The 12,880-nt window shown below is 61.6% G+C and carries 9 protein-coding genes; 2 read left to right on the forward strand and 7 right to left on the reverse strand.

What is annotated here, in order from left to right:
- Positions 1 to 29: 29 nt before the first annotated feature.
- Positions 30 to 1,310: a cytochrome c gene (locus NKI01_RS20285; RefSeq protein ID WP_352964382.1), complete on the reverse strand. Its 1,281-nt coding sequence runs from the start codon at positions 1,308 to 1,310 to the stop codon at positions 30 to 32.
- A gap of 201 nt (positions 1,311 to 1,511) precedes the next feature.
- Here NKI01_RS20285 and NKI01_RS20290 point away from each other — a divergent pair, with 201 nt between their 5' ends.
- The gene (locus NKI01_RS20290) at positions 1,512 to 2,714 is read left to right on the forward strand and encodes an ROK family transcriptional regulator (RefSeq protein WP_023720673.1); all 1,203 of its coding nucleotides are present in this window, start codon (positions 1,512 to 1,514) and stop codon (positions 2,712 to 2,714) included.
- A gap of 26 nt (positions 2,715 to 2,740) precedes the next feature.
- Here NKI01_RS20290 and NKI01_RS20295 read toward each other — a convergent pair whose 3' ends face one another.
- The 6 genes from NKI01_RS20295 to NKI01_RS20320 all read right to left on the reverse strand — a co-directional run bounded on the left by NKI01_RS20295 (position 2,741) and on the right by NKI01_RS20320 (position 11,728).
- On the reverse strand, positions 2,741 to 4,111 hold the full coding sequence (locus tag NKI01_RS20295) for an alpha-glucosidase/alpha-galactosidase (protein ID WP_031194483.1): 1,371 nt from the start codon (positions 4,109 to 4,111) through the stop codon (positions 2,741 to 2,743).
- A 20-nt stretch (positions 4,112 to 4,131) separates the two neighbouring features.
- Positions 4,132 to 5,799, reverse strand: coding sequence for an ABC transporter ATP-binding protein (locus tag NKI01_RS20300; protein ID WP_031194484.1), 1,668 nt, complete (start codon positions 5,797 to 5,799; stop codon positions 4,132 to 4,134).
- 9 nt (positions 5,800 to 5,808) lie between these two features.
- Positions 5,809 to 6,942 carry an ABC transporter permease gene (locus tag NKI01_RS20305; protein WP_031194485.1) on the reverse strand — a complete coding sequence of 378 codons (1,134 nt, stop codon included), beginning with the start codon at positions 6,940 to 6,942 and terminating at the stop codon, positions 5,809 to 5,811.
- A 1-nt stretch (position 6,943) separates the two neighbouring features.
- Positions 6,944 to 7,951, reverse strand: coding sequence for an ABC transporter permease (locus tag NKI01_RS20310; protein WP_031194486.1), 1,008 nt, complete (start codon positions 7,949 to 7,951; stop codon positions 6,944 to 6,946).
- A gap of 104 nt (positions 7,952 to 8,055) precedes the next feature.
- Entirely contained in the window at positions 8,056 to 10,140 is a 2,085-nt protein-coding gene (locus NKI01_RS20315) for an ABC transporter substrate-binding protein (RefSeq protein ID WP_352856465.1), read from the reverse strand.
- 121 nt (positions 10,141 to 10,261) lie between these two features.
- A complete protein-coding gene (locus tag NKI01_RS20320) occupies positions 10,262 to 11,728 on the reverse strand; it encodes an alpha-glucosidase/alpha-galactosidase (RefSeq protein WP_352494473.1) in 1,467 nt (488 codons plus the stop codon).
- A 277-nt stretch (positions 11,729 to 12,005) separates the two neighbouring features.
- Between NKI01_RS20320 and NKI01_RS20325 the strand changes: the two genes are divergently transcribed.
- Positions 12,006 to 12,803 carry a helix-turn-helix domain-containing protein gene (locus NKI01_RS20325; RefSeq protein WP_084642854.1) on the forward strand — a complete coding sequence of 266 codons (798 nt, stop codon included), beginning with the start codon at positions 12,006 to 12,008 and terminating at the stop codon, positions 12,801 to 12,803.
- Positions 12,804 to 12,880: the final 77 nt, after the last annotated feature.

Here is a 12,880-nt window from a genome sequence, read left to right on the forward strand (position 1 = left end):
TACCGGTCGACTTCCAGGATCAGGCTTACTCAGTTTCGTTTTGCCACGTCCGCGACGCTTTGCGGCGTAATGTCGGGACTGGTCCCGCCCCACTTGACGCGCAAGTAATTGCCGAGATCCACGACTTCCTGGTCGGTCAGCAGTTCACGGAAGCCCGGCATGTCCTGCCGCGCTTCGCCGTTCGGATAGATGCGAGCCGGAAGGCCGTCCAGCACGATTACCAGCAAATTGTGGGCGCTCGGCAGGCGCAGCGACACATTGGTGGTCACTGCCGGCGCGACATGCGGCGTGCCTTCGCCGTTCAGGCCATGACAGCCGGAACAGGCCTCGACATAGACGCGTCGGCCGGCGGCAGCCTCGGTCGCGGCAGACGGCTTGCCGGGTTCGGGTGCGGACGCCGCCTCGCCGATCAGATAGGTCGCAATCGCCTTGGCGTCCGCCTCGTCCAGATGCCGTGTCGAATTGTGCACCACGTCGAACATGCCGAAGCTCATCACCCCCTCCGGCCCAAGCCCGGCGCGCATGTAAGCGGCGAGACCGTCGCGGTCGAAGCCGAACCGCGCCAGGCTGGCCGTGGTGATGTCCGGTGCGTCGACATTGTCGATCCGCGCGCCCTGGAGATATCGGCTCGGGATCGTGGCCATGGTGAAATCGCGTGGCGTGTGGCATTCGCCGCAATGGCCGAGTGCATCAACCAGATAGCGTCCGCGATGCCAGTCCGGCGATTTGGCCGCGTCCTCGGCAACCGTTCGGGAGGGAAGATTAATCAGGTTCCAGAAGGTCATGAACCGGCGGACATAGGGGAACGGAAAGCTGCCCGCCCGATTCGCCTGCCGGATCGGCTCGCGTGTCATCAGGAAGGCGTAGATCGCATCGACATCTGCCTCCGTGAGCCGCCGATAGGACGTATAGGGCATGGCCGGATAAAGATGCCGGCCATGCGCCCCGACGCCGTCGCGGACGGCGCGATGGAAGTCGGCCCGGGTCCAGGCGCCGATGCCGGTCTCTTTGTTCGGCGAAATGTTGGAGGCGTAGAGCGTGCCGAAGGGCATGGCAAAGGCGAGACCGCCGGCGAAGGGCGCGCCGCCCGGCGCCGTATGACAGGCGGCGCAATCGGCCGCCTGGGCAAGATACCGGCCCTGCGGAGCCAATTTTTGCATCTCCTCGGCTGACAACGGCCTATCGACCACCGCGCTGACGGCGCTCTTTTCGAACAGGCCGAGGAAGACCGCCAGCGCTGCGATCACAGTGACCGCCAGACCGAGAATTAGAAAGCGCGGCAGGCGGAATATCCAGGGGCGCCTCATCATCGCGCCTCAGCCCTGTACCAGCCCGGGCGTGCTCAGGATCACGTCACGAACGGCCTCGTAATAGCGGACATAACCGGTGCAACGGCAGATATGCGGCGCAAGCGCCTGCTCGATCGGTTCGGGTGTTGAACAGTTGGGCAAACTTACGCATATGTTTGATCGAGACGCAATAATTAATTTACAAAATTAAGGAATAAATCCGTGAAGCTCAAGGGTGACCCGAGCACGACCCGGGCGATGAACCGGAGACTGATCCTCAATCTCTTGCGGCAGGAGGGTCCGCGCAGCCGGGCCGACATAGCGTCCGTTACCGGCCTCAGTCCGGCGGCCGTCACCTTCGTCGTGGCGGACCTCATCGAGGATGGCCTGCTGATCGAGGGCAAGACAGTCGTGGGCTCGGCCGGGCGCCGCCCTATCCCGGTGGATATCAACTACGCAAACGGCCTCGCCATAGGTTTCAAGCTGATGGTCGGGTCGGTCGAATGCGTGGTCACCGATCTTGCGACCAATCCGCTGGGTTCCATGCGCGTCAAGCTCTCGGACAGCGATCCCGACCGTATTACAAAGGCGTTGGCCAAGGCGGTGCCGGAGCTGATTGCGATTGTCGATCGGCCCGGCGCCAAGCTTGCCGGGATCGGCGTTTCAATGCCTGGCGTTATAGACAACCAGAAGGCCGTGTGTATCCGCAGCAATCGCTATAACTGGGACAACGTTCCCCTTGGCCCGATGCTGGCCGAACGGGTGGACGTCCCCGTGTGGCTTGAGGACGACACCAATGCCTACGCCATTGCCCAGCAACTCTTCGGCCTCGGACGCCAGCACCGCAATATGGCGGTGCTGGCGATCGGCGTCGGGATCGGCTGTGCGCTCGTCTTCGAAGGCAAACTCTATCGCGGTGCGAACGGTGCTGCCGGCAAATTCGGTCACACCTCCTATGAGGAGAACGGCCGCCTTTGCGAGTGCGGAAAACGCGGCTGCCTGATGGCCTATTACGCCGAGCCGGCGATCCTGCGCACATGGCGCGAAGCCACCGGGCACGACGAAGCGGATTGCAAAGCGACCCTTATGGAAGCCTTGGCAGACCGCGAACCGCGAGCCGTCGCCATTCTCGAAGAAGCCGGACGTGGCATCGGCCGGCATCTCGCCAATCTTGTCAACATCACCGACCCGGAGGTCATTGTTGTCGGCGGTGAAGCGGTATCGTTTGGCGACGCGCTGTTTGGCCCGATGCGGGTGATGCTCGGGCAAAACACCTTTCGACAAGCACCGCCAATGCTGCTGGACTGGGAGGACAATTCCTGGGCAAGAGGGGCGGCTGCACTGGTGACGCAGAAGCTCTTCGATTTCGAGACATCGGCCGGCAACGCCGCGCCGCTTTCAAAGCGGGCTTTATGGTCGGCATAGGCGAGTGAAATAGACAGCCCTGCGCCTCAGGCCGCCCGAACGCTGCGCGCTCCGCGCGTCCAGGCCGGCAGCCAATCGCCATGCGCAACCAGCAAATCATCGACCAGCGACCATATCTGGTCGAGGTCGAGCTCAGCCGCCGTGTGCGGGTCCATCATCGCCGCGTGATAGATGTGCTCGCGGTTCTCGGTCATCAGCGCCTGGACCGTCAGCTCCTGGACGTTGATATTGGTGCGGATTAGCGCAGTAAGCTGCACCGGCAGGTCGCCGATGAAGGTGGGTTGAATGCCGGAGGCGTCGACGAGGCACGGCACCTCGGCCGCGCAATTATATGGCAATGACGTGATGCAGCCATTGTTGCGGACATTGCCGTAGATCACCGACGGCTCGCCGGTCCAGACCGAATTCATGATCGAGGACGCATATTCCTTCGACTGCTCCACTTCGATCTTGTCAGCCGAGCGATAGGCTTCCGCTTGCCCCTTCCAGCGTTCGATCTGCTCGATGCAGCGCTTCGGATACTCGTCGAGCGGGATACCGAATTTCTCGATCAGATCTTCGCGCCCGTCCTTGATGAAATAGGGCGTGTATTCCGCGAAATGTTCGGAGCTTTCAGTGACGAAGTAACCGAGGCGCTTCAGCATCTCGTAGCGCACCTTGTTCGGGCAGCGCGGGTTCCACCCCGGCTTCGGCGCCCGCCCTTCGCTATAGGCGCGCAGCAGATCCGGATAGAGGTTGCGATAGGTGCCGTCCGGCTGGCGATGCTCGAACTTCAGGTAGAAGGCCATGTGATTGATGCCGGCCGAGCGATAGCGAATCTCCTCGTAGGGAATGTCGAGATCATGCGCCAGCTCCATTGCCGTGCCTTGCACCGAATGGCAGAGGCCGACCTGCTTGATGTCGGGGTATTTCTCCGCGATCGCCCAGGTGTTGATCGCCATCGGGTTGACATATTGCAGCATGATAGCCTGCGGGCAGACCGCGAGCATGTCTTCGCAGATCTTCCACAGATGCGGCACGGTTCTCAAGCCTCGCATGATGCCGCCGACGCCGAGCGTATCGGCGATGGTCTGGCGCAGCCCGTATTTCTTCGGAACTTCGAAGTCGGTGACCGTGCAGGGCTCGTAGCCGCCGATCTGGAAGGCGACGACGACGAAATCGGCGCCCGCCAGCGCCTTGCGCTGGTCCGAATAGGTTTCGGCTTTGGCCTTTACGCCAAGCGTCGAGATCAACTTGCCAACGACGATTGCACTTTCTTCAAGTCTTTGCGGATTGATGTCCATCAGTGCGATCGTCGCGCCGGATAAAGCCGGACGCTGCAATATGTCACCAACGATGTTCCTCATGAACACCGTCGAGCCAGCTCCGATGAAAGCGACCTTGGGATTTCTTGCCACAATAACCTCCGGCATAACAATCAGGCTACCTCGAAAGCGGCTTTGACCAGCCGTTCGGTATAAGCGGTTTTGGGATGGGACAGGACTTCGTCGACAGGCCCCTCTTCGACGATCCGGCCGTGCTGCATGACGATGACGCGATGGCACAGCGCCCGCACGACTTTGAGATCGTGCGAGATGAAGATGTAGCTCAGGCCCCGTTCGCGCTGCAGCTTGCGCAGCAGTTCGATGATCTGCGCCTGGACCGAGAGATCCAGCGCCGATGTCGGCTCGTCGAGTACGATGAATTCCGGTTCGAGCGCGACGGCGCGGGCAATCGCAATACGCTGGCGCTGGCCGCCGGAAAACTCGTGCGGGAAGCGCGACAGGATATCGCCCGGCATGCCGGCGCTGATCAGTGCCTCGCGCACCCGCTCGATCCGATCGTTCCTCGTGGCGCCGATGCGGTTGACGACAAGCCCTTCCTCGATGATCTGGCCGATCGTCATGCGCGGGTTGAGCGACGAGAACGGGTCCTGGAAGACGACCTGCATGCGCGACCGCAGCGGCCGCATCTGCGCCCGCGAACAGCCATGGATCGGCTGGCCATCGAAATAGATCTCGCCGCTGTCCGTGGTGTTGAGCCTGAGCAACGCCTCGCCGAACGTGGTCTTGCCCGATCCGGATTCGCCGACGAGGCCCAGCGTCTCGTGCCGCCGGAGGGTCAGGCTGAGGCTGTCGACGGCGACAAGTTCGCGCAGATCCGGCTTCATGAACGTGCCGTGCCGCAGCATGAAGGAGACGCGCACACCCTTGGCCTCAAGAATGACGTCGGCGCCTTCCGGCAACGGATTTGCCTGGCCGCGCGGCTCGGAGGCAAGCAGGTGGCCTGTGTAGGGATGCTGCGGATTGGCGAACAGCTTCTCCGTCACATTGTGCTCGCGCATCTCCCCATGCTGCATGACGTAGACATAGTCGGAGAACTGCCGCACCACGGTCAGGTCGTGCGTGATCAGGATCACCGCCATGCGCAGTTTCTTCTGCAGGTTGCGGATGAGATTGAGGATTTGCGCCTGAACCGTCACGTCGAGCGCCGTCGTCGGCTCATCGGCGATCAGCACGTCCGGATCGTTGGCCAGCGCCATGGCGATCATCACACGCTGGCGCTGACCGCCGGAAAGCTGGTGCGGATACTGCTTCAGCCGCGCCTGGGGCTCAGGAATTTGCACCTGCTGCAGCAGCTCGAGCGCCCTTGCCTCGGCCTGCCTGCGGCTCATCTTGCGATGCACCCGTATCGCCTCGACGATCTGGCTGCCGATCGTGTAGATCGGGTTGAGCGAACTCATCGGCTCCTGGAAGATCATCGAGATGCGGTCGCCGCGCAGTTTGCGCCGGGCACGCTCGGAAAATTTCAGGATGTTCGCCCCATTGTATTCGACGGTCGATTTCGGCGACACGACCGCACGCTTCGACAACAGTCCCATGACGGTGCGCGCCGTCACCGACTTGCCCGATCCGGACTCGCCGACAATGGCGATCGTCTCGCCGCGATAGAGCTGGAAGGAGATGTCCTTGACCGCTTCCACCATGCCGTGCTCGACCTTGAAATCGACGGCGATGTTGCGGGCATCGATGACCGGGTTTTCCGAACGTCCATCATGGTCGAGCCGGACAGGCGGTGCGAAAGATTTGACGAGCGCGTGTTGCATCATGTCACGTCAATAAGGATCGACTGCATCGCGCAGTCCGTCGCCAAGCGCGTTGAACGCGAAGACGGTGACAAGCACGAAGCCGACCGGCGAGAGGATCCAGGGATAGGTGCCAATGACCGAATAGGTGGCGGTGTCTTGCAGCATCAGCCCCCAGGAGATCAGTGGCGGCTTCACCGCGAAGCCGAGAAAACCGAGGAAGGATTCGAGCAGGACGACACTGGGGATCGCCAATGTGACGGCAACGATCACGTGGCTCATCACGTTTGGGAAAATGTGCTGCATGATGATGCGGCCATCCGTGGCGCCGACCGCCATCGCCGCACGGACGTAGTCGATTCGCGCCAGCGCCAGGGTCTTGCCGCGCACCTCGCGCGACATCTGCGCCCAGCCAAGCGCCGACATGACGACGATCACGAAGGCCAGGAAGACATTTGTCGGCGCCGTCACCGGAACCAGCGACGTTAGCGCCAGATAAAGCGGCAATTGCGGAAATGCGAGCACCAGTTCGACGAAGCGCTGGACCCAGACATCGAATGTGCCGCCGAAATAACCCGACACCATGCCGACCGTCGTGCCGATCACGGTGACGATGAAAACCACGGTCAATGCGATCATCAACGAGATGCGCGAACCGTAAATCGCACGAGCCAGCACATCGCGGCCGAATTTGTCGGTGCCAAGGAAGTGCACCGGCTGGCCGTCGGTCGAGCCGAAGAAGTGCCGGTTCGCGGGAAGCAGGCCGAGCAGTCTGTACTCCGCTCCCTTGACGAAGAAGCCGAGCAGCCGCGGATGGTCGTAGTCCGGCCCGACGACGGGTTGGAAGGTAACCGGGTCGAGGTCTTCCGAATCCGCCAGGGCATAGACGCGTGGCTGGAAGACGAAGTTGCCGTCCTTGTCATGGAAGCTCATCATCTGCGGCGGGGCGAAGCCGACATCGGTCACCTTGGGATCCATCGGTGCGAAGAAGTCGGCAAACACCGCCAGCAGCACCAGAAACGCGACCAGGATGAGCCCGGCCATGCCGGTCCAGGACCGTTTCAGGCGGCGCCAGACGAGTGCGATGTAGCTCTCATTGCCGCGCGGCTTGATCTTGGCCGGCTCCTCGGCAAGTGGCGGCAGCGAGGGCTCGAACACAAGCATCTCAGGACCCTGCATATTGGCGCACACGCGGATCGAGCATGACGAGCAGCATGTCGGCGATGATGTTGCCGACGATCAGCGTCGCCGACAGCACCATCATGAAGGTCGCCGTGACATAGACGTCGCCAACCGCCATCGAACCGACGATCGCCGGGCCGACGGTCGGCAGGGCAAAGATGATCGCAGTCTCGATCTCGCCGGTCAGCATATAGGGCAGCACCACGCCCTGATACATGACCAGCGGATGCAGCGCATTGGGCACCGCATGGCGCATCACGACCGCACCACCGCTGAGACCCTTGGCGCGAGCGGTTTCGACATATTGCGCGTTCAGCGTGTCGAGCAAATTGCCGCGCATCACCCGCATGTTGTAGGCGAGCCCGCCAAAGGTGGCGATGGCGACAACCGGCCAGACATGCCGGACGAGATCGACGAACTTCGCCCAGGACCACGGGGCCCCGCCAAATTGCGGCGAAAAGAAGCTGCCGATCTCGGACACATTGAACTGGAAGACCAGCAGGTAGACGATGATCAGGGCCATCAGGAAGCGCGGCACCGTCATGCCGAGGAAGGAAATCGCTGACAGCGTACTGTCGATCCAGCTGTACTGTCTGGTCGCCGCCCAGATGCCAAAGCCGATGCCCAGCACCGAAGCCAAGAGATGGCAGACAAGCGCAAGCAGCAGCGTGCGCGGCAGCCGCTCGCCCACCACGTCGGCGACGGGCTTGTTGTAATACAGGCTGTAGCCGAAGTCGCCGCGGGTGACGATGCCGGCGATCCAGTTCAGGTATTGGAGCGGAACCGGCTTATCGAGGCCATGCTCCACGCTATAAGCCTTCGCCTGCGCATCGGCCTCGGCAAAGGAGGCTCCACCCTGGTTGATGAGCTGCAAGCGGATGTAGTCGGCATAGTTGCCCGGCGGGGCCTGGATGATCGCGAAGGTAACCACGCTCAAAATGGCGAGAACCGGTAATGCGGATGCTATGCGCATAAGCAGAAATCGCAGCATCGGCCGTTTCTCTCCTCGCTCGGTTTCAGTTATCCCCTTGCCGCTGGCTTTGTCCCGGCCGCGCCAGCAGCGCGGCCGGGAATTTTCAAGTCAGGGGAGGAAACTCAGTTCGTCGGACCCTTGTCGCCGGGCTTTCCGGGAAGCTGTTCGGGGAACAGTTCATATTTCTGCTGCTTGTCGACAGCGACCCAGACCCTTTCACGAATGATCGAATCTTCGGCCCAGTTGAACATGAAGATCGGCGTTCCCTGCGGGATATTGGAGAAGCGGTTGTTGATGATCAGCGCGCCGGGATATTCGGTCAGCCCGACGGTATAGACGTGTTGCGTCGAGATCTTCTGGAACTGCTTCATCAGGCTGGCGCGCTCGTCGTTGTCCTGCGCCGAGACGAACTTGTTGACGATGTCGACGAGGTCCTTCTCGAACGGCATCAGATCGACCTGGCCGTTTTCCGGAGCGCGATGGTTCCAGCTTGTGCGTGGGCCGATCGGCGCCAGTTGCTCGGTGTTCTGTACGACCGAGGTGAGCTCCTCATCATTGCGCCTGACCATCCAATCGAAACGGCCAGAATACATGGACGCGTCGCGCTGGACGCCGTTCAACCCGTTCAGGACAACGCGAAGACCTAGCCTCTCCATCTGGCCGACGACGCCCTCCGCGAGGCTCTTGTCGGTGGTGTAGTCATTGTTGACGAGCATCACGATCTCGACATTCTTTCCGCCGGCGGTGCCGGCAGGAAAATTGACGAAGCCGTCGCCGTCGCTGTCCTTCAGGCCTGCCTTGGCGAGTTCCGCCTTGGCGCCTTCGAGATCGAAGGGGTAGTAGACCGTCGACTTCCGGTCGTAGAAGCTCGTACCCGAGGAGAAGCCGCCCGGATAGATGGCGGTGAACGGACCCTTGACCAGCGAGTCGCCGAGCGCCTTGCGGTCGAGCGCCATGGTAACGCCCTTGCGGAAATCCTCGTTGCGGTTCAGCTCGCGAACCGCCTGCCCACGCTCGTCGGGATTGCCCCAGCCGTTGGCGGAGAAGTTCATCCGCAGATTATAGCCGATCAGCCGCGGACCGAAGGCAAGCCGGGCCGGCGCGTCCTTTTGCGCCGCCCGCTTCAGCGAGGCGACGAAATTCTCCGGCTGCTCCAGATTGGAGATGTCGGCCGCCCCCGACACCGCCTGAACGTCGCGGTCGGCCCAGGTCGATAATTTGTAGTGCAGTTCATTGAGATACGGCAGTTGGTTGCCCTTCTCGTCGACCTTCCAATAGTACGGATTACGGCGCATGACGATGATGTCGTCGGGGCGGTATGCCACCGGCACCCAGGCACCCATCACGGGCATGTTCATATATTCCGGCGGGAACGCGTTCTTGAACTGCTCGTAAGTGTTCTTCGAGTATTTCGGATGCTGCGGCTTGAGGATGTGCGACGGTCCGGGGCAGAACTTGCCGTAAGCCATGGCGTAGAGGTGTTGCTTCGGAAAGGCGTCCTTGAAGGTCCACTCGACGGTGTAGTCGTCGATTTTCTTCAGCGTCGTGCCGACGCCGAAGGTCTCCTGCGTGGCGCCGTTCAGCGGCGAGACATTGGGGTCGATCACCTCGTCGTCCCAGTAGAACATCACATCGTCGGCGTTGAACGGAACGCCGTCCGACCATTTCGCGCCCTCGACCAGATGCATCGTCAGCGTGTGGCCGTCCTTCGACCAGCCCCAGCCCCTGGCGAGGTTCGGCAGCGGCTCGGTGTCCTTGGCTTCGACCTGGAAAAGCGGGGCCGTTCGCGTAAGGCATTCGGAGAGGCCGATGTCGATGCCGCCCCAGCCTTGCGTCTGCCCCGCGCCGTAGTTCCAGCCCTCCGGCCGGCCGCCGATGACATGGCGCATCGTGTCACCGTAGACGCCGACGCCGTCCGGCATGTTGCCGGTCTTGAAGACCAGCGGCTCCTTCGGGAGCCGGTCCTTGACCGGCGGCAGCTTGCCTGGCTTGACGTATTTGTCGGTGACCCAATCGGGTTCGTGGTATTCTGGAAGTGCCTTGAACTCCAGGATGGAGTCGCGCGCGACATATTTGATCTTTCCCTCGGCGGGAAATTGCGCGGGCACCGGCGGCACGGTCGGCTCGGATGCATATGCGCTCAGCGCCGAGGCCGAGACGCCAAGCGCCAGCCCTGCGAGAATGCCAATGTTTCGAAAATTCCTCATCGTCTCTCCTCCCTGTTGTTCAGGAGCGCGTTGACGCCGCTCCATTTCTCCTCGAACGCTATGCAGACGGTGCGGCGCCGAAATCCCTCCGAAACTTTACCGCAATCCGTCCCGATGAAATTCAGACGGCCTGCTTGAGAGCCGTTTTTTCCGCACGCAATTCCTCGATCGAACGGACGTCGCGCCGTGCCGCACCGGCCCATTCTCGGGTCTTGACCCTGGATTTCGAAAGCCGTTCCTTCGCGGCCGGCACCGCATCGGCATATTGCGGCAGCCAGCGGGCCTGGGCGACGACCATCTCGTCCACCATTTGCCAAACCTCTTCCGGGGTCGAAACCGCGCCGACCAGTGGGTCGTGCAGGACCGCGAGCTTCAGCAGGTCGATATCGCCGGAGATTGCCGCATGAACCGACATGCGCTGGACGTTGATCGAGGAAATGCAAGTGGCGGCGCAGCCCTCCGGCAGCGTGATGCCGGCCACCATGTTGATACCGAAGCGATCGACGAAGCCGGGCGACTCGACGATCGCATCCTGCGGCAGGTTGGCGATGATGCCATTGTTCTTGACGTTGAAATGGCCGCGATAAACGCGGTTCGTCTCCAGCGCCTCGAGAATATGGCTGGCATGCTCGTTGGAGCGCTTGGCAGGATCGATCGGCCTCGCGGCGGATTCCAGAAATTGCGGGAATTCGGTTTCGAACCAGTTGCGCGTTTCGGTCGAATAACGAAGGTAGCCGCCGGTCTCGCCGTGGATCCAGTCGGACATGTCGATCCAGCGGGTGATTTCGTCCGGCCGCTTGCGGTACCAGGGCAGGTATTCGGAAAGATGGCCGTTGCTTTCGGTCGAATAGACGCCGAATCGCTTCAGGACGTCGATGCGCAGCTTTTCCTGTTGCGAATAGACCGGATGCGCCTCGAAGGCGGCAACCAGCTCGTCCTTACCGATCTTGCGGCCGTTGAGACGCAGGTCGATGAACCAGGTCTGGTGATTGATGCCGGAGCAGATGTAATCGAGTTCGGTGCGCGACTTGGCGCCGAGCACTTCGGCGATCTGGTCGGCGCCGTGCTGGACGCCGTGGCAGAGACCGACGGTATCGACCTTGCCATATTCGATCGCCGCCCAGGTGTTCATGGCCATCGGGTTGGCGTAGTTCAGGAATTTCGCCCCAGGCTCGGCGACCTCGAGGATATCCTTGCAGAAATCGAGGATCACCGGAATGTTGCGCTGGCCGTAGAGGATGCCGCCGGCGCAAATCGTGTCGCCGACGCATTGGTCGATGCCATACTTCAGCGGAATGCGGATGTCGTCGGCATAGGCTTCGAGACCGCCGACGCGAACGCAGCTGATGACGTAGCGGGCACCCTCAAGGGCAGCACGGCGGTCGGTCGTTGCTGTAACCTTGGTCGGCAGCCTGTTGAATTCGACGACCCTGTCGAGGATCGACTTGATCATCTGGAGATTGCGCTCGCTGAGATCGGTCAGCGCGAATTCGACATCCCTGAATTCAGGAACGCACAAAATGTCGGTGAAGAGCTTCTTGGTGAAGCCGACGCTTCCCGCACCGATGATAGCGATCTTGAAACTCATCAGTCTCACCTCGACCTGATCGAATGTTAGGGCAAAGGCGGCGAAAACAGGCCTGGCCCGCCTGCCATGGCGTGCAGGCTGGACTCCGGCGCTTCCTCCCGTCCGCTCTTTGACCGCGGTTTCTTTTGCTTTTCTCGAGGGATTATGCGCCTAATTCAGCACGCGGCCAGAGAAGGATTATGCTTTTAGGGGTAATTTTGTGCTGCGGAACTTGATCGACGCCGGGCCGGCGGGCAGGACGGTATCGCTGCCGCGCGGCCGCCAGCGCCTGCACACCATGCCGACAAGCACGGGCTATGAAGTGCGCGAGAACGAGGTCTACGACTGGGATGGGCGCAGGCGCGGCCAGACGCCGTTTACCGTGCTCCAGCACACGATCAGCGGCATCGGCCGATTGCGCTACGAGAACCGGAACTACCGTCTGCAAAGGGGCGATACGTTGCTGGTTCTCGTGCCGCACAACCACCGTTACTGGCTGGCCAGGGGCGAACGCTGGGAATTCTTCTGGATATCGATGAACGGCGAGGAGGCACTGCGCATTCACAAGTCGATCCTTGCCGCCGTCGGTCCGGTGCTTCGGCTGAAGCCCTCGACGATCGATCATCTCGCGGATTGCAGCGTACGCCTGATCACAGGCGCGGTCTCGCCCGGAGCCGCCTCGGCTGTCGCCTATGAAGCCGCCATGGCGCTCTACGACGATGTCTTCGGCTCGCATGCCGTCACCGACGACAAGAGCGCCATGCAACCGGTCATCGATCACATCAAGGCCAATCTCGACAGGCCGCTCCGCGTTGCCGATCTCGCCGAGATCAGCGGCCTGAGCCGCGCGCATTTCTCGCGCTGCTTCGCCGAGAGTGAAGGTCTTCCGCCCGCCGAATTCGTGCTGCAGCAGCGACTGCAGCGCGCGGCGAAGTTGCTGACGAAGGCCGATTTCCTGCCGGTCAAGGAAGTCGCCATCATGTGCGGCTTCGAGGATGCCAATTATTTTTCGAAGGTCTTCCGCCGCCTCTACGGCATCAACCCGACGCAATTCCGCACCAACGGAATGTATGCCAGCCTGGGAACCGCCCGATAGATTCGCACCGCGCTTGGCGTCGGAATCGGGAACGCTTTTGCTTCCCCCTGGTTTAGGACAAGAGAGCCTGATCGCCG

Source organism: Mesorhizobium sp. M0815 (assembly GCF_040319995.1).
Taxonomy (GTDB): domain Bacteria; phylum Pseudomonadota; class Alphaproteobacteria; order Rhizobiales; family Rhizobiaceae; genus Mesorhizobium.

Bases quoted from the DNA above. Each gene is read 5' to 3' on its own strand.
- NKI01_RS20285 (WP_352964382.1), bottom strand. From the start codon at position 1,310: ATGATGAGGCGCCCCTGGATATTCCGCCTGCCGCGCTTTCTAATTCTC.
- NKI01_RS20300 (WP_031194484.1), bottom strand. From the start codon at position 5,799: ATGCAACACGCGCTCGTCAAATCTTTCGCACCGCCTGTCCGGCTCGAC.
- NKI01_RS20305 (WP_031194485.1), bottom strand. From the start codon at position 6,942: ATGCTTGTGTTCGAGCCCTCGCTGCCGCCACTTGCCGAGGAGCCGGCC.
- NKI01_RS20310 (WP_031194486.1), bottom strand. From the start codon at position 7,951: ATGCTGCGATTTCTGCTTATGCGCATAGCATCCGCATTACCGGTTCTC.
- NKI01_RS20315 (WP_352856465.1), bottom strand. From the start codon at position 10,140: ATGAGGAATTTTCGAAACATTGGCATTCTCGCAGGGCTGGCGCTTGGC.
- NKI01_RS20320 (WP_352494473.1), bottom strand. From the start codon at position 11,728: ATGAGTTTCAAGATCGCTATCATCGGTGCGGGAAGCGTCGGCTTCACC.
- NKI01_RS20325 (WP_084642854.1), top strand. From the start codon at position 12,006: ATGCCGACAAGCACGGGCTATGAAGTGCGCGAGAACGAGGTCTACGAC.